Genomic DNA, 25,406 nt, shown 5'->3' with positions numbered 1-25,406 from the left:
CCGGCGGACGTACCGGCCGGATGACGCGTCCTGTAACATTCGCCTCTTCGCACCTTCAGGCAAGGCCGCATGTTTTCACTGCAGACGATTTTCGGCAAAGGCGACAAATTCTATGGCCTGCTCGAGCAGAGCGCCGGCGCCGCCCATGAAAGCGCCAAGGCCCTGCACGACCTGCTGACCAACCCCGGCAAGGGTTCGGTGATGGCCGCCTTTACCGCCACCCGCGCCCGCGAGAAGGAGCTGGCCGCGCAGATCAGCGAAGGCCTGGTGAACACGTTTGTCACCGCGCTGGACCGCGAGGACATCGAGGCGCTGAACTCGGCGCTGTACAAGATCCCCAAGACGGTGGAGAAGTTCGCCGAACGCTTCGAGATCGTGGCCGACCGCCTCGAAGGCGTGGATTTCGCCCAGCGCGCGCTGGTGCTGGAGCGCTCCAGCGCGGTGGTGATGGAGATGATCGGCGAGCTGCGCCGCGGACTGCGCATCGACCCGGTGAAGAAGCTGCAGGACCGCCTGCAGGCGCTGGAGTCGGAAGGCGACCGCATGCTGCTGGCGCCGTACCGCACCTTGTACGTGGAGGGCGGTGACGTGATGCGCGCGGTGCTGGCCAAGGATCTGTTCGAGCTGATCGAGAAGGCGATCGACAAATGCCGCGACGTGGGCAACATCGTCTATTCGATCGTGCTGAAGAACTCCTGAGGGCCGTCGCCGTGCTTCCTGCCATGCCGCTTCGCCGGCCCGCGACCCTGATGCCCGCCCTCGCGCCTCGTGGATGCCGCCCATGACCCTGGTTATCGCGGTGGTGGTGATCGCGCTGGTCTTCACCTACATCAACGGTTTCCACGACACCGCCAATTCGATCGCCACCGTGGTGGCGACCAAGGTGCTGACCCCCGGGCAGGCCGTGTTGCTGGCGGCCAGCACCAACCTGGTCGGTGCGCTGATGGGCACGGCCGTGGCCGCCACCATCGCCTCGGGCCTGATCAATGCGGGTGTGCTTGAGATGACGTCGCAGATACTGATCTGCGCGCTGTTGGCGGCCATCATCTGGAACCTGATCACCTGGTGGCTGGGCCTGCCCTCCAGCTCCAGCCATGCGCTGGTCGGGTCGCTGGTGGGCGCGGCGCTGGCGGCGGCGGACAACGATTTTTCCGCGGTGATCTGGGCCCAGAACGGCTTTGCCAGAGGCGAGGGCGTGATTCCCAAGGTCATCCTGCCGATGGTCTATTCGCCGCTGGCCGGCTTCATCATCAGCTTCGCGCTGATGGGCGGGCTGTACGCACTGCTGGCCTGGTTTGCCAATCGGCAGGGCTGGCTGCGCCGGTTCGGCCGTACCCCGTTCGTGAACTCCTTCTTCGGCAAGGCGCAGATCGTATCGGCCAGCGCGATGGGCGTGGCGCACGGCATGAACGACGCCCAGAAGAGCATGGGCATCATCGCGCTGGCGCTGGCCGGCGCCACCGCGGCGCACCAGTTCGACCACCTGCCCGAGTGGCTGGGGTTCCTGCGCATCGACGGCGACCCGGCCGGCGGTTTCGCCATCCCGGTATGGGTGAAAGTGGTCTCCGCGCTGACCATGGCGGCGGGCACCGCCGGCGGTGGCTGGCGGATCATCAAGACGCTGGGCCACAAGATGGTCAAGCTGCATCCGATCAACGGTTTTGCGGCGGAAACCAGCTCGGCGGTGGTGATCTTCGTGGCTTCCGCCTTCGGCATCCCGGTGTCCACCACGCACAACGTGTCGTCATCGATCATGGGCGTGGGTGCGGCCAAGCGCCTCAATGCGATCCGCTGGTCGGTGGTGGAGCGGATGGTGTGGGCGTGGATACTGACCCTGCCGATCACCGCGCTGCTGGCGTACGGCCTGGTGCTGGTGTCGCACGCGCTGTCCTGACACTCCTACAGCGAATCGCTGTCGGCAGCGATCACCTGTTCCAGTTCGTCGCCCAGCGAGCCCAGCTCGTTGATCAACCGCTGCAGCTCGCCTTCGTCCAGTGTCTCGTACGGACGGTTTTCGCACAGGTGAAGATAGGGCGAACCGTCCAGGTCGGTGACGGCCAGGAACCCCGTGCGCTGCAGCCAGTTGAAGCGCAGGCAGCGGCAGGGGTCGATACCCGCCAGCGGGCCGACCGGCGTGGAAATGCGCAGGTAGCGGCGGCCATCCTCGCCCTCCAGCTCCGCCAGGTAGATGCCCTGGCAGCGATCCTTGGCCAACCCCAGATCAAAGCTGATCAGGTAGGGATCGTTGTGGCGCAGCGCGTAGTGGCTGCCGATATGCGAACGCACGGCTTCGAAATGGCGCATGGAGGCTTCCGGGTGTAGCGGGCGAACGCTGGTACTCTGCCACGTCCCCCCGCCTGCGTCTTGTGAACCATGAGCGATGCCGCCCGCCGCATCTATGCCGCGATCGCCGCCATTCCGCCGGGCCGCGTGGCCAGTTACGGCGCCATCGCCGTCCGCGCCGGGCTGCCCGGGCGGGCGCGGCTGGTGGGCAAGCTGCTGGGTGAAACGCCCGACGGGCTGGAACTGCCGTGGTACCGCGTGCTTCGCGCCAGCGGCCAGATCGCGTTGCCGCGCGACAGCGACGGGTTTCGCGAGCAGTGCCGGCGGTTGCGCGCCGAGGGCGTCGAGGTGAAAAGTGGCCGCGTGCCGCTCTCCCGTTTCGGCCTGGATGGCGACCTGGACCGGGCGCTGTGGGGCATGCCGGGGGATTGAGCGGCGGCGTGCCGATTCATCCCGCGCCGACAGCGTGAGGCGCCGTTGCCGCATTGACGCGGCGCCGCCGGTTCCACCAGCATCGAAACTCCACACGCGGAGGAGGCCAGGGATGCGCCGGAACAAGCTGGGTTGGGTGTTGGCAGGGTTGCTGGTGGCCTTGGTCGCTGGCTGGTTTTTCTCCGGTTACCTGGTGTTGCTGCTGCTCGGCCTGCGCGATACGCCGCTGGCCTGGAACACCTGGTGGCAATACCTGCAGGCAATCGACCTGCCCCCCTTCGCCCCGTTCGCTCTGCGCATCAAGCTCGGCGGTGCGCTCGGCTTCGGGCTGCCGTTGTTGGCGTGGGTCGGTGTACTGATCCCGCTGCTGAGGACCCGATCCGCCTCCCTGCACGGCGATGCCCGCTTCGCCACGCTGTCCGACCTGAAACAGGCCGGGCTGCTGAAGCAGACCCCGCAAAGCCTCCTCATCGGCTCGTACAAGGGCCGTTACCTGTGGCTCGGCGGGGCCCAGCACGTCATCGCCATCAGCCCGACCCGCTCGGGCAAGACCACCAGCGTGGCCATCCCGGTGCTGCTCTCGTACCAGGAATCGATGGTGGTGCTCGACCTCAAGGGTGAGCTGTTCAAGGCCACCAGCGGCTGGCGCCAGGCGCAGGGACACACGATCCGTGTCTGGGCGCCTTACGACGAAGAAGGTCATACCCATCGCTTCAACCCGATGACGTCGCTGGCAGGGATGGACCCGGGCAAGCGCATCGGCGAAATCCAGACCATCGCCGCCATCCTGTACCCGGACGAGGCCGGCAAGGATCCGTTCTGGACCTCGCAGAGCCGCGCCGCGTTCACCGCGTTCGCCTCGTTTCTGTTCGAGGGCTGGGATCACGGCTGCCGTTGCGGCCTGCCGGACATGCATCCCAACACCCACGACGGTTTCCCCAGCTTCGAGCGCATCCTGCGGCTGTCCAGCGGCGCCGACGGGCAGGGCACCAGGGAGATGCTGCAAACCATCCTGCAGGACCCGCGCTACGCCTTCGTCAGCCCGCAGACCCGCACCGTGTTCGGCAACCTCGCCGGGCTGGCCGAGCAGACCTTCTCCTCCGTCATCGCCACCATGCAGGCGCCGCTGCAGCAGTTCCTGAGCCCGATCCTGGCCGCCGCCACCAACGCCACCGACATCGACGTGGCCAGCCTGCGCAAGCGGCCAACCACGCTCTACGTGATCATCCCCACCAACAAGCTGGACGAAAGCAGCAAGCTGCTCAACATCTTCTTCAGCACCGTCATCGGCAGCAACCTCACCAAGCAGCTGGGCGAGGAGCCGGCGCTGAAACACCAGATGCTGCTGCTGATGGACGAATTCACCGCCATGGGCCGGATGGACGTGTGGGCCAGGCGCATCTCCATCTCCGCCAGCTACGGCGTGCGCGACCTGTGCATCGTGCAGAGCCGCGCGCAGTTGCGCTCGGCCTACGGCGACGACGACGCGCAGAACTTCATCACCAACCACGGCGCGCAAATCGTGTTCGCCCCGCGCGAACAGAGCGACGCCAACGAATACAGCGAAATGCTGGGCTACAAGACCATCCGCAAGAAACACCGCAGCGTCAGCCGTGGCCGCGGCACCCACCAGGTCTCTATCAACCACACGGACGAAAAGCGCGCCCTGTTCCTGCCCCAGGAAATCAAGGAGCTGCCCGCCGACGACGAGCTGATCTTCTACGAAGGCTGCAAACCGATCCGCGCCAAGAAGAACTGGTACTTCAAGGACAAGCAGCTCAAGCAGCGGGCGAGCGTGGCGCCGGCGGTGATCGGGGTGGCGGGGCCAAGCCCCCAGGCAACCGAATCCACGAAAGATGTCATCCGGCCGAACGACGCCAGGGAGACGCAATGGCTGGCGAACTAGCAATCAATAGAAGAGGCCCGGCGCCGTATCGTTCCGGCACTGCCTACCGTCGAATGAAGAGCCCCTCATGGCCGAAAGGATCCTGACGATGCCGCTTAGAGCCACTACCGCACTCATTTTGACCATCGCCCTGACCACAGGATGCTCCGCCATGCATGGTGACCCGAAGAATCCGACGAAGAACCCTCATCCTGTCAAGCGTTATGAGATTACGGCCACGGCAGATTCGCCAGGCCCCTGGGATTCGATAAAAGGATATATATCTTATGAGGTTGTAAACAAGGAATGCACGCCCGAGAATGAATTTCTTGGCGTACATATCATGCCTAGAAGCGTTGGCTTGGATATTGAAATGAAGCGTATCGACGAAAAGACCTGGAAAGGCTCTTTCCTTCGAGATTACATGCTTGACGATGACTACTACGGATTGGGCGTTTGTCATTGGGACGCGACCAGCGTGACAGCGAATTTTATTATACATACGGAAGCATTTGGGTCGGGAGACTTGTTGCATGTCTTCTTGCAGAAAGGTCCGCAAACGCTGTATTTCAAAAAAAAGCAATACTGGGATCGTTCGCTCACAAACATCGGCGGCCTATCTTCATCAGCTGACAATCAAGAAGTTATGCGACACCCCGAGGATTTCTTTCCGATCACGGTGGCCGTTAAGGAGATTACGCCGTGACTTCCACTTACCAAGAACAGGCTGATGCTGCTGTTGACGCTTACATGGATCGATCCCCAAGTGACGTCGGAAGCAATAAATATGTGGATCTAGATGGCCAAAAGTACCAGATTTTTGGCTATACCGATGACGCGGCAACGGGTTTTCACGCCACCGCTTATCAAAATACAACGACAAATGAAGTTATTATTGCTATCCGCGGCACCGATCCGGATATCTTGCGTCACACGGGCACTTTGATGAAGGACATCGCCGCGGATTATCAAATGGTCCGAGATCAAGTTAATCCGCAAATAGAGGACGCGCGGGCATTCGCCAAGGAAATACTCGACAAGGCGGAAAAATTGGGCATTCCCAAGGACAAGATCACACTCGCCGGCCACTCGCTGGCCGGTGCGGAAGTCGAAGTTTTGGCGTCGGAATTCCAGCTGCGCGGCATAACGATCAACGGTTACGGCGCGGTGGACCTTGGCTACGACGTGCCCGAAGGCGGCGACAAGGTCATCAATTACGTGATGGCCGGCGATGTGGTGAGCGCGGCCAGCCGCCACTATGGCGAGGTGGTGCCGCTTGCCAGCGATCAGGATCTCGTAAAGTTGCGCGAGGCGCGTTACCTGAATGCGTCACCGGACGCCGTCGCGCCGAACCCGCTGCTGGCCATGAGCTTGGGCGATCATAGCGGCGCGCATTTCACCGGTCCAAACAGCGTGCTGAAGCCTGAGAACATGGCGCACGCCAAGCAGAATTACGCAGAAAACAAGCTTGCCATCGACCACTTCCGGAGCGACGCGTACAACGCGCGCGCCGAGCTGGCGCTGGCGTTGAACAGCACGGAGCATCTGAATTTCGAATCCACCTACGCGCACCTTTCTCCGCTTATGCAGCAGCAACTGGCGGAATATCACGCGTCCACGGTTGACCCGATGATCCGGAACGCCCTGGAGCACAACCGCGTCGCTGCGGGGGTCACGCATGCGTTGGATCAAGGCAGTGCCGTTTCCCGGGCCGGTGGCGAGTATCTGCAGCAGGGCGGCGAACAGGCCGCCCGCGGCTTTCGCTCGGTGGGGCAGGCCGTGCAACAGCAGGCCGATGAGGTTTCGCGCATGGCCGGGGCAGCCACGCCGCTCGATCCCCTGCTTGCCGGCGGTGTCGCCGTGGGTGCAAAGGCCTTCGGCTATGTCGCGCATGCCGAAGCGGAGGGCTTGGCGCGAACAAGCCATCTCGCCGGCCAGGCCGCGCACGCCACCGGTCAATTGGCCGCCGACGTGGGGCAGGGGCTCAAACATGGCGTGGAACGCGGCCTTCATGCCTATGCCAGTGCGGTGCAGTCCGGCGTGCATCAGGGCGAGGCGACCATCGTGCGCGGTATCGATGACGCCATCGAAAACCACGCACGGCTCGAGAAGATGATCGATACCGTCGGCCATGCGTACGCAGACGCCAGGCGGACGGTAACCCGTGGCGTCGATGCCGTGCAGCGCGCCGCGGGCGACACCTACGACACGCTCTCGCATCCTGGGCAGTGGTTCGGACAGGCGCCGGCGACATCTTCCGCGGACGCGCCGCGGCCTGCCCGGACCCAACCCTTTGCGCCGGCCGACCCGGTCCGTGCGCCCGGCGATCCGCGCCATCCGGACAACGCAAACCACGCGCTGTACAACGAACTGCATCGGCGCATCCCCGATGCCTCGGAGGCCCGCCTGCTGCAATTCACTGCCGCATGCCACGCGCACAACATCACGACGCAGACCCTGCGCCAGATCCATTTCGACAGGGACAGTGGAACCATGTTGTTCCAGGGATCGGGCGTGCTGGCCACGCCGGCCAGCGTCGACGTGAAAACACCTTCACCCGAACCGCAGCAATCCATCCAGCAAATCCAGCATCACGACCAGCAGCAGGCGCAAATGATGGGCTGGCGCCAGTCGCAAAATGTGGCCGGCCCCCAGGGGCCGGCATTTGCCCGGCGGTAACCTGCGGCAGGCGACATCGCGCCCATCGGCTCGGCCTACGGCGACGACGACGCGCAGAACTTCATCACCAACCATGGCGCGCAGATCGTATTCGCCCCGCGCGAGCAGGGCGACGCCAACGAATACAGCGAAATGCTCGGCTACAAGACCCTCCGCAAGGAACACCGCAGCATCAGCCGCGGCCGCGGCACCCACCAGGTCTCGATCAATCTCACCGAAGAAAAGCGCGCCCTGTTCCTGCCCCAGGAAATCAAGGAACTGCCCGCCGACGACGAGCTGATCTTCTACGAAGGCTGCAAACCGATTCGGGCGAGGAAGAACTGGTATTTCAGGGACAGGCAGCTCAAGCAGCGGGCTGGCGTGGCGCCGGCGGCGATCAAGGTGGCGACGGCAAGCATGCAGCAGAAGGACGCGTCCACGAAGGATGTCATCCGTCCGAATGATGCCAAGGAAGCCCAATGGCTGGCGAGCTAGGAACGTCGACAAAAGAAGCGCAGCGCCACCTCATTTCAAGGGTGCCACTGTCAAACGAAAAATCCCATCATGGGTACAACGTGTTGGAGGATCCCGACGATGCCGATAAAAACTGCAGCCGCACTCATGATAACCATCACCCTCATCACAGGATGCTCCGCCATGCACGGTGACCCCGGGAATCCCACGAAAAATCCTCATCCTCTCAAGCGCTATGAGGTCACGGCTACGGTGGATGCGCCAGGTCCATGGGACTTGGTAAAGGGCTATTTGCCGCTCGGAGTTGTCAACGTGGAGTGTGTTCCTGAGGATAAGCTGACCGGTGGACGGAATGTGCCTAATAAAGGCTACGATTTCAAAATGATTAGCATGGACGAAAAGACATGGAAGGGATACTTCTACCGAGATGCTCTGCAGGACGAAGATTATTTTGGTCTGGGTGTTTGTCACTGGGATGCTATTAATGTTGGTGTGGTTTTTAAGGCGCATGGTGTGACATTTGGAGCATCTGCAGTACTCGGTAAAGCCGGGCCGCAAACGGATTATTTCCGGAAAAGTCTTTATGAAGATCGATCTCCATCTACGAATCATGTGCCGGCGTTTTCTTCCAACAACCCCTTGGTGATTCAGCAGCCTGAGGCATTCTTTTCGATCACGGTTGTAGTGAAGGAAGCGACACCATGAGCATCGACCCGGAGGTATGTGCTGCGGCGGCCAGTGATGCTTATACGAATCGCCCTGACGGGGCGTCAAATATGCCGACAGATGTTTACCTGGGCGGCCACAGATATGAAGTGTTTGACTACGAAGCCGATCCGAGCGGCTTCCATGGCACGGCATATATCGATAGGGAAACCAATGAAATTATCGTTGCCTATCGCGGTACCGATCCAGACTTCAAGCATCACCCGCTTACCGTGGTGCGTGATATTGGCGCCGATTACACAATGGTCCGGGACCGGTTTAACCCCCAAGAGAAAGCGGCGCGCGACTTCACTGCAAGGGTTATCGATGCTGTGAAGGTAAACGGAATCTCCCTTGACCATGTGACCCTCGCCGGTCATTCCTTGGGTGGTGCGCTCGCGGAAATCGAGTCGTCGAAGTTCAATCTTCCTGGCATAACATTCAACAGCTACGGTGCGGTGGACTTGGGTTACGGCGTGCCCGAGGGAGGCGACAGGGTTACCAACTATGTGATGGCCGGCGATCCAGTAAGCGCAGCTAGTCATCACCATGGCCAAGTGGTGGCGCTGGCGAGTGATCAGGACGTCGAGCGCCTGCGCGGCGCGCGTTACCTCGATGCGCCAGCAGACGCAATCGTGCCGAATCCATTGCTAGTCATGAGCTTGGGCGATCACAGCGTCACGTGGTTCACTGGTCCGAACAGCGTGCTGAAGCCTGAGAACATGGCGCAAGCCATGCGAAATTACGGCTCTCTCTCGATCCGTGTGGTTGACTTTCAGCCAACGGGCGTCTGAGCGACATGCGTCCACGGGTTCTTCGGCAGGTGTCTGAGGTTGGCGCAGATCAGGTAGATCATGGTGATCAGGTGCCGGTCGGTGCCGTAGCCCCGGGCACGCGCCTTGGCCGCCTGGATGCGTCCGTTGATCCCTTCAGCAAAGCCGTTGCTGAGCCCGGAGCGGAAGTGTTCGAGGATGCCGTCGCGGTGCTTCTTGATGGTCGTGGCCAGACGCTTGAACGGCGTCAGCCGGCAGCGTCTAGCCCAGCTGATCCATGCATCCAGCAACGTCGTCGCTTGCGCGATGTCACCGCCCTTGGCAAACACCGCGCGCAGTGCCTGCTTGAGTTGCCAGGCGCGCGCCGTCTTGAGGTTCGAGCGCTGCAGCCAGTGCATCTGCTCGATCTGCTTGCGCGTCCAGTTCGTCGCGTCCTTGAGCGTGCCCCAGCGGATGCCTTTCAGGTCGCCCACCTGCTTGACCTCGGCGCGCCGCACCTGATCCAGCGCCTCGTTGGCCAGCGCCACCACGTGGAACGGATCGAAGCTGATCTTCGCGTTCGGGCAGTGCTCGCGCGTGCCGGCCTGATAGGCTGCGCCAAGATCCAGGCTGACGTCGGTGATCGCCTCGGCGTCGCCGCCGTGCGCGGCCAGGTCGTCGGCGAACGCCTTGAAGGTGTCGGCCTTGCGGCCCTGCGTGGCGAACAGCAGGCGGCGTGCCGCCAAGTCGCAGAACAGGGTCAGGAAGCGTTGCCCCTTGCGCGCGCTGCGCTCGTCGGCGCTGACCTGGCGCACCCCCGAAAAGTCCTCACACGCCCGGGCGGCTTCGACGTGGACGTCCAGCACGCGCCAGATGCGGTCGTCGGACACCCCCAGCAGCGCCGCCACCGCGGTCACCGGCATCTGCGAGCACAGCGCCACGATGAAGGCCTCCAGCGTCTCGGTGAAGCCCGCCCCCGCACGCGCCCACGGCACCTCAACCTGGGTCGTCTTCCCGCACGCGTGGCAACCCACGCGCGGCAGCTTGGCCTCGATCACGGCCCGGTACTGGAAGAAGTTCAGATGCTGCCAGCGCCGCGACAGGCGGTCGTGGATCGGCTGATCGGCGGCACCACACGCCGGACACGCCAGTCGCCCGGCCGTGTTCTCGACCGTAAACACAATGCGTCCGGCGGCCTGCTGAAAGTCGACATGGGCCACGCGCCATGGCGCGGCGAGCCCGAGGGCCTGGGTGAAGAGCGTTTCCATTCGCGAAGCGTGCACTCAGCACCGCATCCGGGGCAAGATCATCGCCGTGTCAACCACACCAAACGCGAGAGAGCCGAAATTACGCGCAAAGCAGGCCCGCCATCGACCATTTCCGAGGTGATGTGTACGACTCGCGCGCCGAGTTGGCGCTGGCATTGAACAGTACGGAACATCTGAATCTGGAATCCGCCTACGCGCACCTGTCTCCTCGGATGCAGCAGCAATTGGCGGAATATCACGCCTCCATGGTTGATTCGGCGATCCGGGATTCTCTGGAGCACAACCGCATCGTCGAGAGCGCTACGGATGTGCTGGATACGGGTAGTGCCTTGTTTCGGGCTGGCGGCCAGTACATGCAGCAAGGTGCTGATCAATTGGCGGGTGGCTTTCGCTCGACGGGGCAAGTCGTGCAACAGCGGGCCGATGAGGTTTCACGCATCGCCTCGGCGGCTGCGCCGCTGGATCCGGGCGTTGCCGGTGGTGTCGCCTTGGGTGCGAAGGCCGTCGGTTTTGTTACGCATGTCGAAACGGAGGGGCTGGCGCGGGCTAGCCACCTCGCCGGTCAGGCCGCTCACGCTACAGGTCAATTCGTTGCCGAGCGGGGGCAAGAAGTGAAGCGTGGCGTGGAACAAGGCGTTCATGCCTATGCCAGTGCGGTGCAATCCAGGGTGCATCAGGCTGAGGCGACCCTCGTGCGCCGTATCGATAACTCTATCGAAAATCACGCGCGGCTCGGAGAGATGGTGGATGCCGTCGGTCATGCCTATTCAGATGCCAAACGGACGGTGTCGCATGGGATTGATGCGGCGGAGCGAGCCGTTGGCGAAGCCCTTGAAACCTTGTCACATCCAGGACCGGGGTTTGGACAGACGCCAGCGGCCTCGCTGCCTGCTGCGCATTTGCCGGTCGAGGCCCGAGCCATCGTTCCGGCCGATCTGGCTCACGCGGTCAACGATCCGCGCCATCCAGGCAACGCAAACCATGCGCTGTACAACGAACTGCACCGGCGCATTCCCGATGCTTCGGACGCCCGTTTGCTGCAATTCACGGCTGCGTGTCATGCGCACGAGATCACGGCGCATAACCTGCATCAGGTCCATTTCGACAGGGCTGGCGGGCAAATGCTGTTCCGGGGAGCGGGCATGTTGGCCACGCCGGCCAGTGTCGACGTGAGCGTTCCGTCGCCCCAGCCGCAGCAATCCATCCTGCAGATCCACCAGCACGATCAGCAGTCGCAAATGGCGGGCTGGATCCCGTCGCAAAGCGCAGTCAGCCAGCAGGGGCAGGGGCTCGCTGGGCGGTAACTCGCGCAGGCGAATATCGCATTCATCGGTACGTCATTGCTGAACGGTGCATGCGTCATCCGCTGACAGACGCCACCCCACGGTTTGCTAGCATTGCAGGATGACTTCCCCCGCCCTCGACCTGCTGCAAATTGTTTTCGGTTATTCCAGTTTCCGCGGCCAGCAACAAGCCGTGGTGGAGCATCTCAGCGAAGGCGGCGATGCGCTGGTGCTGATGCCTACGGGCGGCGGCAAATCGCTTTGCTATCAGGTGCCGGCGCTGTTGCGGCGCGGTACGGGCATCGTGGTGTCGCCGTTGATTGCGTTGATGCAGGATCAGGTGGACGCGTTGCGCGAGGCGGGCGTGGCGGCGGCGTTTCTCAATTCCAGCCTGGACGCGGCCGAGCAGCGCGAGGTGGAGCGGCAGCTGGAAGCCGGCGAGCTGAAGTTGCTTTACGTGGCGCCGGAGCGGTTGCTCACCGGCCGCTTCCTGGCGCAGTTGGAACGCGCCGACATCGCGCTGTTCGCCATCGACGAGGCGCATTGCGTGTCGCAATGGGGCCACGATTTCCGGCCGGAATACCGCGAGCTGGCGATCCTGCAGCAGCGCTTCCCGCAGGTGCCGCGCATCGCGCTCACCGCCACCGCCGACCCGCGCACGCGCGACGAGATCGTGGAGCGATTGTCGTTGCAGGACGCGCGCCAGTTCGTCTCCAGCTTCGACCGGCCCAACATCGTCTACAGCGTGGGCTTGCGCCACAACGCCAAGCGCCAGCTGGGCGAGTTCCTGCTGCGGCACCAGGGCGAGTCGGGCATCGTGTATTGCCTCAGCCGACGCAAGGTGGACGACACCGCGGCCTGGCTGATCGAGTCGGGCGTGGAGGCGCTGCCGTACCACGCGGGCCTGGACGCGGCCACGCGCGCGAAGAACCAGAAGCGCTTCCTGCGCGAGGACGGCGTGGTGATGGTGGCCACGGTGGCATTCGGCATGGGCATCGACAAGCCCGACGTGCGCTTCGTGGCGCACCTGGACCTGCCGCGCAGCATCGAGGGCTACTACCAGGAAACCGGCCGCGCGGGCCGCGACGGGCTGCCGGCCGAGGCGTGGATGATCTACGGGCTGTCCGACGTGGTCACCATGAGCCAGATGATCGCCCAGTCCGAATCGGCCGACGAGCGCAAGCGGGTGGAACGGCAGAAGCTGGAATCGCTGCTGGCGTACGCCGAAGCCACCGATTGCCGCCGGCAGTTGCTGCTGGGCGCGTTCGGCGAAAGTTACCCCGGCCCTTGCGGCCATTGCGACAACTGCATCGCACCGCCAAAGACCTGGGACGCCACCGTACCCGCGCAGAAAGCACTGTCGGCGGTTTACCGCAGCGGCCAGCGTTTCGGTTCGGGCCACGTCATCGACATCCTGCGCGGCGCGGAAACCGAGCGCGTGCGCAGCCTGGGTCATCACCAGCTGAGCACCTTCGGCGTCGGCGCCGACATGGACGAGAAGCAGTGGCGCTCGGTGTTTCGCCAGTTGTTGGCGGCGGGCCTGCTGGAGGCCGACGCCGAAGGCTATGGCACCTTGCGGCTCACCGCCGCCAGCCGTGGCGTGCTCAGCGGCGGCCAACGGGTGAAATTGCGCGAGGATGCCCGGCCCGAGCGCGCCAGCCGTCGCCGCCGCGACAGCAAGCTGGTTACCGGCGGCAGCCTCGGCATCGAGGCCTACGAGCAAGGCATGTGGGATGCGTTGCGCGCCGTGCGCACGCAATTGGCCAAGCAGCAGGGCGTGCCGCCGTACGTGGTTTTCCACGACGCCACCTTGCTGGCGATGCTGCGCGCGCTGCCCACCACCGAGGACGAGCTGGCGACCATCAGCGGCGTGGGCGAAGCCAAGCTCAAGCGCTACGGCCGCGATTTCCTGGCGGTGATCAACGCGCAGGAATAAGGGTTGGCAGGCCAGGCCACCGGCCCAGCCAGCGCGGCGCCCGGCAAAGCAGCTACGATGCGGAAACCGCCCCCGGCCATCCGTGGGCGCGCCGCCTTCTGGCCAGTTTTCCGGATCGACCGCGGATGAAAAGAAAAGCCACATCGCTCGACATCGCCCACCTGGCCGGGGTTTCCCAGGCCACGGTGTCGCGGGCGCTCAGTGGCAGCACCCTGGTCAGCGAGGAGACGCGCCGGCGCATCCAGGCGGCGGCCGACCAGCTCAACTACACGGTGGACAAGAACGCCTCCAGTCTGCGCCGGATGTACTCGGGCACGTTGGCGCTGCTGTTTTTCGAGGACCCCACGGCGGACGAATCGCACATCAATCCGTTCTTCCTGTCGATGCTCGGTTCGATCACCCGCGCCTGCGCGCGGCAGGGCTACGACCTGCTGATCTCGTTCCAGCAGTTCTCGCGCGACTGGCACGCCGATTTCGCCGACAGCAAGAAAGCCGACGGCATCATCCTGCTGGGCTACGGCGATTACCTGGCCTATCGCGACAAGCTGGAAAAACTGGTGGCCCAGGGCACGCATTTCGTGCGCTGGGGCGCGGTGCTGCCCGATCAGCCCGGCGTGTCCATCGGCTGCGACAATTTCCGCGGCGGCCAGGCGGTGGCCGAACACCTGCTGGAGCGTGGCCGTCGCCGCATCGCCTTCCTGGGTGACGCCACCAGCCACTATCCGGAATTCTTCGAGCGCTACCGCGGCTACGTCGATGCCTTGCAACGGGCCGGCTTGCCCGCCGAGGCGTCGCTGCAGGTCAACGCCGAAAGCACCGAGCAATCGGGCTACGAGGCGATGCGCACGCTGATCAGCCGCAATACGCCGTACGACGCGGTGTTCGCCGCCAGCGACCTGATCGCCATCGGCGCCCTGCATGCGCTGGGCGACCACGGCCTGCAGGTGCCGCAGGACGTGGCGCTGGCGGGCTTCGACGACATCGCCACCGCCAGCTTCGTCAATCCGCCGCTGACCACCGTGCAGCAGGACACCAAGCGGGCCGGCGAAGTGCTGGTGGACAGCCTGCTGAGCCAGATCCGCGGCGAGCCGGTGGAAAGCGCGGTGTTGCCGGTGAAGCTGATGGTGCGGCGATCCAGCAGTTGCTGATGGTTGCTCGCTCGTCTTTTGTCCAATGACGGGCAGAGCGCCAGGAATCCCGACGATCGACTGTAGGAGCGGCTTCAGCCGCGACGCTCTCGTTTCCGTCCAGAGCAGTGAAAAGCGGTCGCGGCTGAAGCCGCTCCTACAGGGTCCGCCGTGGTTCAGCGTGCCCTTGGCTTCAGCCGCACGTAGATCTGCTTGCGCACGCGGGCGATCACTTCGCCGCTGGCGGTGGCCACGTTGGTTTCGAACCAGCGCAGCACCTTGTCGCCGCCTGCCGCCGCGGCACGCAGTTCATCCACCACGGTCGGCTGCAGCTTGAAATGGGCGTAGACGTCTTCGCGCCCGGGTGCCACGAAGTCGATCATGGCGGCCTTGTCCCACACGTAGTAGTCGCCGCCCAGCTGATGCATCACCAGCAGCATCCAGAACGGGTCGGTCATCGCGAACAGGTTGCCGCCGAACTGGCTGCGCACGTAGTTGCGGTTCCACGGACGCAGACGCAACACCACGCGCGCCTCGCTCCAGTCGTCGCTGAGCATCTGCAGCCGCATGCTGTTGCACAGGAACGGCGGCCAGAGGTTGAACAGGCGGCGGAAGGTGGAGGCGCGCATAAGAGCTCAGTGGCTGGAAGAGATGGACGCAACGATGGAGGGAAGCATCTCCTCGAACCGTTCGGACTGAGCGTAGCCGCGCAGCGGCGAAGTCGAAGTCCTCCCCGGGCATGCCCTTCGACTTCGCCGCTACGCGGCTACGCTCAGGGTGATCGGCGAGGTGGTCGACGTCCGTGCCGCCCCGCCGTCAAAACAGCAGCGACGCCATCTTGCGCCGGTAGCGGCCGACCACGTCGGCATCGTCCAGCGTGGCAAATGCCGCCAGCAGGCGCTTCTTTGCCTGGCCATCGTTCCAGTCGCGCGCCTTCTGCAGGATCAGCAGGAACTGCTCGAGGCCCGCTTCGGCATGGCCTTCCAGCAGCAGGCGCACGCCCAGCTGGTCGCGCGCTTCCCAGTCGTTGCCGTCGGCCTCGACGCGTTGCTGCAGTTCGGCCAGCGCCGGCGCGTCTTTCAGCGCACGGGCCAGGTCCAGCTCGCTGCGCAGGCGCACGGCGCGGGCGTCGGTGGCCAGGTTGACGGGCAGGGCGGCCAGCTCCGCCTCGGCGGCGGCGGTCTGGCCGACGCGCAGCAGGGCGAGGGCCAGGTCGAGCTTCAGTTCGGCCTTGTCCGGTTCGGCAGCGATCGCCTGCTGGAGGCGGGCCAAGGCCTGCTCGGGCGTTTCCGGGGCGGCCTCGTCCAGCCCGTCATCGGCGGCCTCCAGCGGCTGCACGTGGCGCGACAGGAATTCGCGCAGCTGGCCTTCGGGCAATGCGCCGGCGAAGCCGTCCAGCACCTGGCCGTCCTTCACCAGGACGACGGTGGGCACGCTGCGGATGCCGAACATGCCGGCAAGCTCCTGCTGCTGGTCCACGTCGACCTTGCCCAGCCGGAACGCGCCGTTGTATTCGGCGGCCAGCTTTTCCAGCATCGGGCCCAGCGTCTTGCACGGCCCGCACCAGGGCGCCCAGAAATCCACCAGCACGGGTGTGGTCAGCGAAGCCTGCAGCACATCGGCTTCGAAGGTTTGCGTATCGACGTCGAAAACAATGGGCGGTGCGGTGGCGTCAGTCACGGGTAACTCCAGCGGGGCGGATGCCGATCCAGATCAGGGCATTGCCCAGCATATCAACCACCCGGCCGCCTCTGGGCGCCTTCACGGTGGATTTGCGAGAATTGCGAGGTCGCCACGCCGGCGGCCGGCAAGAGTTGGATGGCATGGGCGCGACGTCCGAAGCGTTGATCGTTTGCGAGCATTGCGACACGGTGTATCAGCGGCTGGCGCTTTCGCGCGGCGAGGTGGCGCGTTGCGCGCGTTGCGGCAAGGTGCTGCAGCGCCATTTCCGGTTGAGCGCCAACGCGATGCTGGCGCTGATCGTCACCGCGCTGATCGTGTTCGTGCAGGCCAACATGTGGCCGATCGTGATGCTGGGGCTCAGCGGCCAGCACAACAGTTCCACGCTGTGGGGCGTGATCATCGCGATGTGGCGCGAGGATGCCGGCGTTGTTTCGGTGCTGGTGGCCGCCACGCTGTTTTTCCTGCCCTTGCTGAAGATGCTGCAGCTCGGCTGGCTGCTGTGGTTTGCACGGCAGGGGCGTCGCGCGCCGGGCTTCGTGCCGATGATGGTGGGGCTGCATTACCTGAACCCGTGGACAATGAGCGAGGTGTTCGTGCTGGGCGCGCTGGTGGCGATCGTCAAGGCGCACGCGTATTTCGACGTGACGCCGGAGCCGGGCATCTACGCCTACGCGGCGCTGACCTTGCTGATCACCGTGTTTGCCGGCATCGACCTGCGGCAGTTGTGGCGCACGCCCGAGGTTGCCGCTTGAACGCGTTGCCGCGCGCGGCCGAGCTGGGCCTGATCGGCTGCCACGTGTGCGGGCTGGTGTGCCGCGATGCGCACGCCACCGCCGGTGTGGCCGAGGTGGTGGCCTGCCCGCGCTGCGGCGTGGCGCTGCATCGGCGCAAGCCGGCCAGCTACTCGCGCACCTGGGCGCTGCTGATTGCCGCCTTCATCATGTACATCCCCGCCAACGTGGTGCCGATCATGCGCACCGCCAGCCTCAACGACATCGACGACAACACCATCATCAGTGGCGTGGTGGAGTTGTGGAAGAATGGATCGCCGAACCTGGCGATCATCGTGTTCACCGCAAGCATCGTGGTGCCCATGCTGAAGTTCCTGGCGCTGGGGACGCTGCTGGTCACCAGTCGGCGCGGCAGCAACTGGGCGCGACCGCAGCGCGCAGGCCTGTACCGGCTGGTGGAGCTGGTGGGCTACTGGTCGATGCTGGACGTGTTCGTGGTGGCACTGCTGACGGCCCTGGTGCGCTTCAGCGTATTGAGCCGGGTGGAGCCCCTGCCCGGCGTGATTTTCTTCGGCCTGACCGTGGTCTTGACCATGCTGGCTTCGATGAGTTTCGATCCACGATTGATCTGGGACGGCAGGGACAGCGATGACTGACGACAACCGCACTGACCAGGACCTGCCCGAGCGCGGCGAGCTGCCACGGCCGGTAGTGAAGCGGCGGCGCGTCAATGTTTCGCTGATCTGGCTGATCCCGGTGCTGGCGGCGGTGATCGCGCTGTCGCTGGTGGTCAACAGCTGGCTGCAGGCCGGCCCCGAGGTAACCATCAGTTTCCAGACCGCCGAAGGCCTGGATGCCGGCAAGACGCCGGTGAAGTACAAGAACGTGGTGATCGGCCGGGTCAGCAAGATCCAGCTCAGCGCGGATCGCGGCCACGTGCTGGTGCGCGTGGCGCTGGAAAAGAGCGCCGAAGGCTTCGCCACCCGCGACACCCGTTTCTGGGTGGTGCGCCCGCGCATCGGCCTGGGCGGCGTGTCCGGCATCGACACCCTGCTGTCGGGTGCGTTCATCGGCGCCGACGTGGGCGATTCGAAGGAGCCGCGGTACACGTTCGAGGGGCTGGAGATACCGCCGGCCGTCAACCACGGCGCGCCTGGCCGCAGCTTCATCCTGCACAGCGACGACCTCGGTTCGCTGGATATCGGTTCGCCGGTGTACTACCGCCGCATCCAGGTGGGCCGGGTGGCGTCGTACGAGCTGGACAAGGATGGCAAGGGCGTATCGCTGCACATCTTCGTGGACGGGCCCAACGATCGCTTCGTCACCACCGATTCGCGGTTCTGGAACGCCAGCGGCGTGGACGTGTCGATCGGCGCCAATGGCCTGAAGCTCAACACCCAGTCGCTGGCCACGGTGCTGGCCGGCGGCGTGGCGTTCCAGGACCCGCCCGGGCCGCACGACAGCACGCCGGCGCCGGAGGATGCGGAATACAAGCTGTTCAGCGAGCGTGCGCTGGCGATGGCGCCGCCCGACGGCGAACCGCGCTACCTGCGCATGCGCTTCGAGCAATCGGTGCGCGGGCTGGCGGTGGATGCGCCGGTGGAGTTCCTTGGCATCAACATCGGCAGGGTAGTGTCGGTACGGCTGGATTACGACGAGCAGAAAAAACGCTTCCCGGTGGTGGTGGGTGCGGTGGTCTACCCGCAGCGCCTCGGCAGCGCCTACGACAAGCTGGAGGCGCTGGCCAAGGCGCGCGGCGAGAAGGCCGACCTGGCGCAGTTGATGGGGCCGCTGATCGCCCATGGCCTGCGCGCGCAGGCACGCACCGGCAACCTGCTGACCGGCCAGTTGTACGTGGCGCTCGATTTCGTGCCGAACGCGCCGAAGGTGGCGTTCGATGCCGATGCCACGCCGCTGACGATACCGACCGCGCCGGGCAGCTTCGACAAGCTGCAGGAGCAGCTGGCCGGCATCGTCGACAAGCTGGGCAAGATTCCGTTCGAGAGCATCGGCAAGCACCTGGACCAGACCCTGGTCAGCCTGGACAGCACGCTCAAGCAGGTCAACGCGCAAACGCTGCCGGCGTTCCGCGACACGCTCGAGGGCGTGAAGAAAACCATGGGTTCGGCCGACGATGCGCTGTCCGGCGATTCGCCGTTGCAGCAGAACCTCAACGGGACGCTGCAGCAGGTGCAGCGCATGGCGCGCTCGCTGCGCGTGCTCACCGATTATCTGGGTGGTCATCCCGAAGCCCTGATCCGTGGCCGCGCCGACGACAAGCCGGCCAGCGCGCCCGCCGCCATCGCGCCCGAGCCCACCGTCCAACCCGGCCAGGGGAGCCAGCCATGATCCGAATCCGAACGCACCTGTGCGGCCTGGCCGCGGGCCTGGCGCTGGCCGGTTGCGCCTCCGCGCCGCTGCACTACTACACGCTGGTGGCGCCGGCCGGTGCGCGCGATCCGTCGGCCACCGCCTCGCCGCTGTCATTCGAGCTGATGCCGGTGAACGTGCCGGCGCAAGTGGACCAACCGCAACTGGTGGTACGCCAGGGCGGCCAGGGCGTGGCGCTGCTGGGCAGCGAGCGCTGGATCGCGCCGCTGGCCGACGAGGTGCGCAGTGCGCTGTCGGCGGATCTGGTGCGGCAGCTGCCCGGTGCCGACCTCAGCGGCATGGCGGCCGGCGAAAAGCCGCGGCTGCGGATCAAGCTGGACGTGCGCCGTTTCGATTCCGCGCCCGGCGCCTACGCGCTGATCGACGCGGCCTGGAGCGTGCGCGCGGCCGCTGGTGATTCGCCCGCGACCGTGGCTTGCACCACCCGCGTGCGCGAGACCGTGGGGCCGGGCTATCCCGCGCTGGTGCAAGGCCATCAACGGGCGGTCGCGCAGATCGCGGCGCAGATCGCCACCGCGGCGCGGGCGCTGGCGGCAGGGCAGAGCGCGGCCTGTCCGGCGTCGTGACGGCGCGCCCCAGGCTTGGCGCACGGGCCGCGCTGGGCTAGTCTGATCCGTTCGCTGCAGCCGGCTTTCCGGCTGCGCCCATCGCACAACGGCACCGGAATCATGCAGGACATCCAAGACCCGAACTCCCCCCGCCAGGACGCCGCCCAGGACGTCGCCGGACAGGGATACCGCCCGCAGGCGGTGGAAGCGGCGGCGCAGCAGTACTGGGATGCCCAGCACGCGTACGAAGTGGTCGAGGACGACAGCCGGCCGAAGTTCTATTGCCTGTCGATGCTGCCGTATCCCTCCGGCGCGCTGCACATGGGCCATGTGCGCAACTACACCATCGGCGACGTGATCAGCCGCTACCAGCGCATGCAGGGCAAAAACGTGCTGCAGCCGATGGGCTGGGATGCGTTCGGCCTGCCGGCCGAGAACGCCGCCATCAAGAACAAGACGGCGCCGGCCAAGTGGACCTACGCCAACATCGACCACATGCGCCGCCAGCTGAAATCGCTGGGCTACGCGATCGACTGGAGCCGCGAATTCGCCACCTGCCGCCCGGACTACTACCGCTGGGAGCAGTTGATGTTCACCCGGCTGCTGAAAAAGGGCCTGGCCTACCGCAAGAACGCGGTGGTGAACTGGGACCCGGTCGACCAGACCGTGCTGGCCAACGAGCAGGTGATCGACGGCCGCGGCTGGCGCTCCGGCGCGGTGGTGGAAAAGCGCGAGATCCCGCAGTGGTTCCTGAAGATCACCGACTACGCGCAGGAGCTGCTGGACGGGCTGGACACGCTGCCGGGCTGGCCCGAGGCGGTGAAGACCATGCAGCGCAACTGGATCGGTCGCAGCGAGGGGCTGGAGATCCACTTCGCGGTGGAGGGCGAAGCCGAACCGCTGAGCGTGTTCACCACCCGCCCCGACACGCTGATGGGCGTGACCTTCCTGTCGATCGCGGCCGAGCATCCGCTTGCGCTGAAGGCGGCACAGGACAACGAGCAACTGGCCAGTTTCATCGCCGAGCTGAAACACGGCGGCGTCTCCGAGGCCGAGCTCGAAACCCAGGAAAAGCGCGGCATGGACACCGGCCTGCGCGCCATCCACCCGATCACCGGCGAGCCGGTGCCGGTGTGGGTGGCCAACTTCGTGCTGATGGGCTACGGCACCGGCGCGGTGATGGCGGTGCCGGCGCACGACCAGCGCGACTGGGAATTCGCCCAGCGCTACCTGCTGCCGATCAGAATGGTGGTGGTCGATCGCAGCGTGCTCGACGCGGTGCGCGAGATCGGCCACGACCTGTCGCGCGGCGTCGGTGCCGATCCGATGCGCGCGGCGCTGGCCGGCAGCGACACCGATGCCTACGATACCCGCACGGCGGTGCAGGTGGTGGAGGATTTCGAGCAGCGCATCCTCACCCAGTGCGCGTTCACCGAACACGGCGTGCTGGTGAATTCGGGCGACTACGACGGCATGGATTTCCAGCAGGCGCTGGACGCGCTCGCCACCCGCCTGGAGGCCACGGGCCAGGGCCAGCGCCGGGTCAACTGGCGCCTGCGCGACTGGGGCGTGAGCCGCCAGCGCTACTGGGGCTGCCCGATCCCGGTGATCTACTGCGCCGCCTGCGGCGCGGTGCCGGTGCCGGAAGACCAGTTGCCGGTGGTGCTGCCCGAGGACGTGGTGCTGATGGGCACCGGCTCGCCGATCAAGGCCGACCCCGAATGGCGCAAGTGCGCCTGCCCGCAATGCGGCGGCGCGGCCGAGCGCGAAACCGACACCTTCGACACCTTCATGGAGTCGAGCTGGTACTACGCCCGCTACACCAGCCCCGGTGCGCAGGGCCAGGTCGATGCGCGCGCCGACTACTGGCTGCCGGTGGACCAGTACATCGGCGGCATCGAGCACGCGATTTTGCACCTGCTGTATTTCCGCTTCTATCACAAGCTTTTGCGCGACGCGGGGCTGGTGAATTCCGACGAGCCGGCGCAGAACCTGCTGTGCCAGGGCATGGTGATTGCCGAGACGTTCTACCGCGACAACGCCGACGGCTCCAAGGACTGGATCAACCCCTCCGCGGTCGAGGTGCGGCGCGACGAGCGCGGCCGCGTCACCGGCGCGGTGCTGGCCGCGGACGGCCAGCCGGTGCAGATCGGCGGCACCGAGAAGATGTCCAAGTCGAAAAACAACGGCATCGATCCGCAGACCATGGTGGAAAAATACGGCGCCGACACGGTGCGCCTGTTCTCCATGTTCGCCGCGCCGCCGGAGCAGTCGCTGGAATGGAGCGAGGCCGGTGTGGAAGGCATGTCCCGCTTCCTGAAGCGGCTGTGGCGTGAGGTGGCCACCCACGTGGCTGGCCCCGATCACGCGGTGGTCGACCCCGCTGCGCTCGACGCCGTCCAGAAAACCCTGCGCCGCCAGCTGCACGAAACCATCCAGAAGGTCAGCGACGATTTCGGCCGCCGCCACGCGTTCAACACCGCGATCGCGGCGCTGATGGAACTGCTCAACGCGCTGAACAGGTTCAACGACGACAGCGAGCAGGGCCGCGCCGTGCGCCACGAGGCGCTGGAGACGATGGTGCTGCTGCTGAACCCGGTGGTGCCCCACGTCAGCCATGCGTTGTGGCAGCTGCTGGGCCATCCCGAAACCGTGCTGGAGAACGAAGCCTGGCCCAGCGTGGATGCCGCCGCCCTGGTGCGCGACAGCGTGACCCTGGCGGTGCAGGTCAACGGCAAGCTGCGCGCCACCATCGAGCTGCCCGCGGGCGCCTCGAAGGAGGAGGCCGAAGCGCTGGCCCGCGCACAGCCGCAGGTGGTCAACTTCCTGCAGGGCATGACGGTGCGCAAGGTCATCGTGGTACCCGGCAAGATCGTCAACATCGTTGCAGGATGAACCCATGAACATCACCCGGCCCGGCCGCGCCTTTCGTCCTCTGCTGATGTTGCTGCTTGCCACGGTGATCACCGCCTGCGGCTTCCACCTGCGCCAGACCGCCGCCCTGCCGGCGTCGATGCAGCGCGTGCACCTGGACATGCGCGGCGGCGATTTCCAGCGCAGCCTGACCCGCGCGCTGCAGCATTCGGGCGTCACCGTCGAGGACGAAAGCGGCCCTGGCATCGCCGAGCTGCGGGTGCCGGTGGCATCGTTCAGCACCGACCAGGTATCGGCCGGCGGCTACGTGCGCATCACCGAATACGCGATCCGCTACGAGGTGAGGTTCGACATGGTCGACGGCGCCGGCACGACCCTGGTGCCGACGCAGACGATCACCATGTCGCGCGAATACAGCTACGACGCCCGCAACACCATCGGCGACGCATCGCAGGTGCAGGAAATCCAGCGCAGCCTCAACGACGACATGGTGCAGGCGATCCTGTTCCGGCTGCAGGCCGCCGGCAAACACCAGCTGGCGGCACCGGCAGCAGCGTCCAGCACGCACTGATGCCGCTCGGTCCCGGCCAATGGCAGAAGGCGCTGGCGGCCGACCGCCTGGACGCGGTGTACATGCTGGCCGGCGAGCAATTGCTGGTGCTGGAAGCAGCCGACGCCTTGCGTGCGCGGGCCCGTGAGCTGGGCTACGGCGAACGCGAGGTGTTCGACGTGGGCCAGCATTTCGACTGGAACGACCTGGCCCGCGCCGGCGCCAGCATGTCGCTGTTCGCCAGCCGCCGCCTGATCGACCTGCGCCTGCCCACCGGCCGGCCGGGCGTCGAGGGCGCCAAGGCGATCACCGCGTTCTGCGCCGATCCGCCGCCGGACGTGACCTTGCTGATTACCGCGATGGAGTGGAGCAGCAAGCACGACGGCGCCTGGAGCCGAAAGCTCGACGCCAGCGGCACGATGGTGGTGTTCAGCGCGCCGCGGCCCGGCGAGTGGAACAGCTGGATCGGTGCGCGGCTGGCCTCGCGCGGCCTGTCCGCCACGCCCGACGCCATCGCGCTGCTGGCCGAACGCGTCGAGGGCAACCTGCTGGCCGCCGCGCAGGAGATCGACAAGCTGGCCGTGCTGCACGGCGAAGGCCGCATCGACGCCGCCGAGATGGAAACGCTGGTGGCCGACAGCGCCCGCTACGACGTGTTCAAGCTCACCGACGCCGCGTTCCTGGGCGATGGCGCGCGCGCGCTGCGCATCCTGGCCGGCCTGCGTTCGGAGGGCGACGAGCTGCTGGCGCTGATGGGCTGGCTGGTGAATCAGCTGCAATTGGCATTGCGCCTGGCCAACGCGCAGAACTTCGCGGCGCAGGCCAAGGCCGAGCGGCTGTGGCAGGCGCGCGAGCAACTGTTCCGCCAGGCCCTGCGCCGCGCCCCGCGCGACCACTGGCTGCAATGCCTGGCGCGCGCCTCGCGCATCGACCGCATGGTGAAAGGCCGCGAAGCCGGCAACCCCTGGCAGGAGGCCGAACGCCTGATCGCCGCCATCGCCGAGCCGCGCGCCGCGCGGGCGCTGGCGTGAGCGGGGCGCGCTCGACTCCCTCTCCCCTCTGGGGAGAGGGTCGGGGAGAGGGGACACGGCGCGTTGAAGTTCCGTGCGGGGCGGCTTTACCGAGCTTTCGGGCGAGCACCCACCCCTCTCCCCAACCCTCTCCCCCGAGGGGAGAGGGGGCAGGAGCGTGAAACCCCTCGCGCTCTTCGGCGGCACCTTCGACCCCGTGCACCTGGGCCATCTCAGCGTGGCGTGGGAAGCGGCCGAACTGCTGGATGCCGAGGTGCGGCTGCTGCCCGCCAGCATTCCGCCGCATCGCCAGCCGCCGATCGCCAGCACCGCGCAGCGCGTGGCGATCCTGCGTGCCGCACTGCAGGGCCAGTCGCGGCTGAGCCTGGATACGCGTGAGCTGGAGCGCGAAGGTCCCTCGTTCACCGTCGACACCCTGACCGGCCTGCGCGCCGAGCAGGGTGCGCGGCCGCTGGTGCTGCTGATCGGCGCCGATGCGTTCGCCCACCTCGCCAGTTGGGATCGCTGGCGCGTCTTGTTCGAGGTGGCGCACATCGGCGTGCTGAGCCGGCCCGGCGTGTCGTCCACCTTGCCGCCCGAACTGGAAGACGCCGTGAGCGGCCGTCGCGTGGCCACGGCGGATGCGTTGCGCGATTGCCCGGCGGGCAAGGTGATCGAATTGGCCGTGACGCCGCTGGAAATTTCCGCCACCCGCATCCGCGAGCTGCTGGCCGCGGGGCGCGATCCACGCTACCTGATGCCGGCCGGCGTGTTCGATGATCCTGCGCTGCTGGCGCCGTACCGGCGATAACGACG

At 65.8% G+C, this 25,406-nt stretch carries 24 protein-coding genes; 20 read left to right on the top strand and 4 right to left on the bottom strand.

All coding sequences use genetic code 11. The features are described 5' to 3' along the window. The first annotated feature begins 69 nt into the window (after positions 1-69). Together ABD017_RS11955 and ABD017_RS11950 are read left to right on the top strand one after the other, a co-directional pair. On the top strand, positions 70-699 hold the full coding sequence (locus ABD017_RS11955) for a DUF47 domain-containing protein (protein WP_343882972.1): 630 nt from the start codon (positions 70-72) through the stop codon (positions 697-699). An 82-nt stretch (positions 700-781) separates the two neighbouring features. Next, positions 782-1,894 (top strand): inorganic phosphate transporter, encoded by a 1,113-nt coding sequence (locus ABD017_RS11950; RefSeq protein WP_343882971.1) that lies wholly within the window; start codon positions 782-784, stop codon positions 1,892-1,894. 5 nt (positions 1,895-1,899) lie between these two features. Here ABD017_RS11950 and ABD017_RS11945 read toward each other — a convergent pair whose 3' ends face one another. After that, positions 1,900-2,304: a hypothetical protein gene (locus tag ABD017_RS11945; RefSeq protein ID WP_343882970.1), complete on the bottom strand. Its 405-nt coding sequence runs from the start codon at positions 2,302-2,304 to the stop codon at positions 1,900-1,902. Positions 2,305-2,373: 69 nt separating this feature from the next. On the opposite strand from ABD017_RS11945, the gene ABD017_RS11940 reads away from it, so the two are divergent. The 7 genes from ABD017_RS11940 (at position 2,374) to ABD017_RS11910 (ending at position 9,231) form a co-directional block, all read left to right on the top strand. Further along, positions 2,374-2,715 (top strand): MGMT family protein, encoded by a 342-nt coding sequence (locus ABD017_RS11940; protein WP_343882969.1) that lies wholly within the window; start codon positions 2,374-2,376, stop codon positions 2,713-2,715. A 112-nt stretch (positions 2,716-2,827) separates the two neighbouring features. Next, positions 2,828-4,621, top strand: a complete 1,794-nt coding sequence (locus ABD017_RS11935; RefSeq protein ID WP_343882968.1) for a type IV secretory system conjugative DNA transfer family protein — start codon at positions 2,828-2,830, stop codon at positions 4,619-4,621. Positions 4,622-4,688: 67 nt separating this feature from the next. Beyond that, positions 4,689-5,306 carry a hypothetical protein gene (locus ABD017_RS11930; protein ID WP_343882967.1) on the top strand — a complete coding sequence of 206 codons (618 nt, stop codon included), beginning with the start codon at positions 4,689-4,691 and terminating at the stop codon, positions 5,304-5,306. Next, a complete protein-coding gene (locus ABD017_RS11925; RefSeq protein WP_343882966.1) occupies positions 5,303-7,279 on the top strand; it encodes an alpha/beta hydrolase family protein in 1,977 nt (658 codons plus the stop codon). The genes ABD017_RS11930 and ABD017_RS11925 overlap by 4 nt, the downstream gene beginning before the upstream one ends. Before the next feature lie 15 nt (positions 7,280-7,294). After that, entirely contained in the window at positions 7,295-7,753 is a 459-nt protein-coding gene (locus ABD017_RS11920; protein ID WP_343883110.1) for a type IV secretory system conjugative DNA transfer family protein, read from the top strand. 99 nt (positions 7,754-7,852) lie between these two features. After that, positions 7,853-8,437: a hypothetical protein gene (locus ABD017_RS11915; protein ID WP_343882965.1), complete on the top strand. Its 585-nt coding sequence runs from the start codon at positions 7,853-7,855 to the stop codon at positions 8,435-8,437. Beyond that, a complete protein-coding gene (locus ABD017_RS11910; RefSeq protein WP_343882964.1) occupies positions 8,434-9,231 on the top strand; it encodes a Tle-like phospholipase domain-containing protein in 798 nt (265 codons plus the stop codon). The genes ABD017_RS11915 and ABD017_RS11910 overlap by 4 nt, the downstream gene beginning before the upstream one ends. On the opposite strand, the gene ABD017_RS11905 is transcribed toward ABD017_RS11910, so the two are convergent. Beyond that, positions 9,213-10,457 carry an ISL3 family transposase gene (locus tag ABD017_RS11905; RefSeq protein ID WP_343882963.1) on the bottom strand — a complete coding sequence of 415 codons (1,245 nt, stop codon included), beginning with the start codon at positions 10,455-10,457 and terminating at the stop codon, positions 9,213-9,215. The genes ABD017_RS11910 and ABD017_RS11905 overlap by 19 nt on opposite strands. Positions 10,458-10,579: 122 nt before the next feature. Between ABD017_RS11905 and ABD017_RS11900 the strand changes: the two genes are divergently transcribed. The 3 genes from ABD017_RS11900 (at position 10,580) to ABD017_RS11890 (ending at position 14,824) form a co-directional block, all read left to right on the top strand. After that, a complete protein-coding gene (locus ABD017_RS11900; protein WP_343882962.1) occupies positions 10,580-11,761 on the top strand; it encodes a hypothetical protein in 1,182 nt (393 codons plus the stop codon). A gap of 100 nt (positions 11,762-11,861) precedes the next feature. Further along, positions 11,862-13,676, top strand: coding sequence for a DNA helicase RecQ (gene recQ / locus ABD017_RS11895; RefSeq protein WP_343882961.1), 1,815 nt, complete (start codon positions 11,862-11,864; stop codon positions 13,674-13,676). Between the two features lie 125 nt (positions 13,677-13,801). Continuing rightward, positions 13,802-14,824 carry a LacI family DNA-binding transcriptional regulator gene (locus tag ABD017_RS11890; RefSeq protein WP_343882960.1) on the top strand — a complete coding sequence of 341 codons (1,023 nt, stop codon included), beginning with the start codon at positions 13,802-13,804 and terminating at the stop codon, positions 14,822-14,824. Between the two features lie 155 nt (positions 14,825-14,979). Here the strand turns inward: ABD017_RS11890 and ABD017_RS11885 are convergent, their stop codons facing one another. Both ABD017_RS11885 and trxA read right to left on the bottom strand, forming a co-directional pair. Further along, a complete protein-coding gene (locus ABD017_RS11885; protein ID WP_343882959.1) occupies positions 14,980-15,432 on the bottom strand; it encodes a DUF4442 domain-containing protein in 453 nt (150 codons plus the stop codon). A 187-nt stretch (positions 15,433-15,619) separates the two neighbouring features. Continuing rightward, entirely contained in the window at positions 15,620-16,483 is an 864-nt protein-coding gene (gene trxA / locus ABD017_RS11880; RefSeq protein ID WP_343882958.1) for a thioredoxin, read from the bottom strand. A gap of 143 nt (positions 16,484-16,626) precedes the next feature. Here trxA and ABD017_RS11875 point away from each other — a divergent pair, with 143 nt between their 5' ends. The 8 genes from ABD017_RS11875 to nadD all read left to right on the top strand — a co-directional run bounded on the left by ABD017_RS11875 (position 16,627) and on the right by nadD (position 25,401). Then, entirely contained in the window at positions 16,627-17,238 is a 612-nt protein-coding gene (locus tag ABD017_RS11875) for a paraquat-inducible protein A (protein WP_343882957.1), read from the top strand. Beyond that, positions 17,235-17,873 carry a paraquat-inducible protein A gene (locus ABD017_RS11870; protein ID WP_343882956.1) on the top strand — a complete coding sequence of 213 codons (639 nt, stop codon included), beginning with the start codon at positions 17,235-17,237 and terminating at the stop codon, positions 17,871-17,873. The genes ABD017_RS11875 and ABD017_RS11870 overlap by 4 nt, the downstream gene beginning before the upstream one ends. Continuing rightward, entirely contained in the window at positions 17,866-19,566 is a 1,701-nt protein-coding gene (locus ABD017_RS11865; RefSeq protein ID WP_343882955.1) for a PqiB family protein, read from the top strand. Before ABD017_RS11870 ends, ABD017_RS11865 begins: the two co-directional genes overlap by 8 nt. Next, on the top strand, positions 19,563-20,174 hold the full coding sequence (locus ABD017_RS11860) for a PqiC family protein (protein ID WP_343882954.1): 612 nt from the start codon (positions 19,563-19,565) through the stop codon (positions 20,172-20,174). The genes ABD017_RS11865 and ABD017_RS11860 overlap by 4 nt, the downstream gene beginning before the upstream one ends. Positions 20,175-20,276: 102 nt before the next feature. Then, complete coding sequence (gene leuS / locus ABD017_RS11855) at positions 20,277-23,051, top strand: leucine--tRNA ligase (protein WP_343882953.1); 2,775 nt, start codon at positions 20,277-20,279, stop codon at positions 23,049-23,051. A gap of 4 nt (positions 23,052-23,055) precedes the next feature. Further along, a complete protein-coding gene (locus tag ABD017_RS11850) occupies positions 23,056-23,601 on the top strand; it encodes an LPS-assembly lipoprotein LptE (protein ID WP_343882952.1) in 546 nt (181 codons plus the stop codon). Next, positions 23,601-24,611: a DNA polymerase III subunit delta gene (gene holA, locus ABD017_RS11845; RefSeq protein WP_343882951.1), complete on the top strand. Its 1,011-nt coding sequence runs from the start codon at positions 23,601-23,603 to the stop codon at positions 24,609-24,611. The genes ABD017_RS11850 and holA overlap by 1 nt, the downstream gene beginning before the upstream one ends. A 157-nt stretch (positions 24,612-24,768) precedes the next feature. After that, on the top strand, positions 24,769-25,401 hold the full coding sequence (nadD, locus tag ABD017_RS11840; RefSeq protein WP_343882950.1) for a nicotinate-nucleotide adenylyltransferase: 633 nt from the start codon (positions 24,769-24,771) through the stop codon (positions 25,399-25,401). Positions 25,402-25,406 lie beyond the last annotated feature (5 nt).

Source organism: Rhodanobacter caeni, assembly GCF_039523575.1.
Lineage (GTDB): Bacteria > Pseudomonadota > Gammaproteobacteria > Xanthomonadales > Rhodanobacteraceae > Rhodanobacter > Rhodanobacter caeni.
Note: the sequence above shows the minus strand (reverse complement) of the source record. Positions and strands in the feature narration are given on the sequence as shown.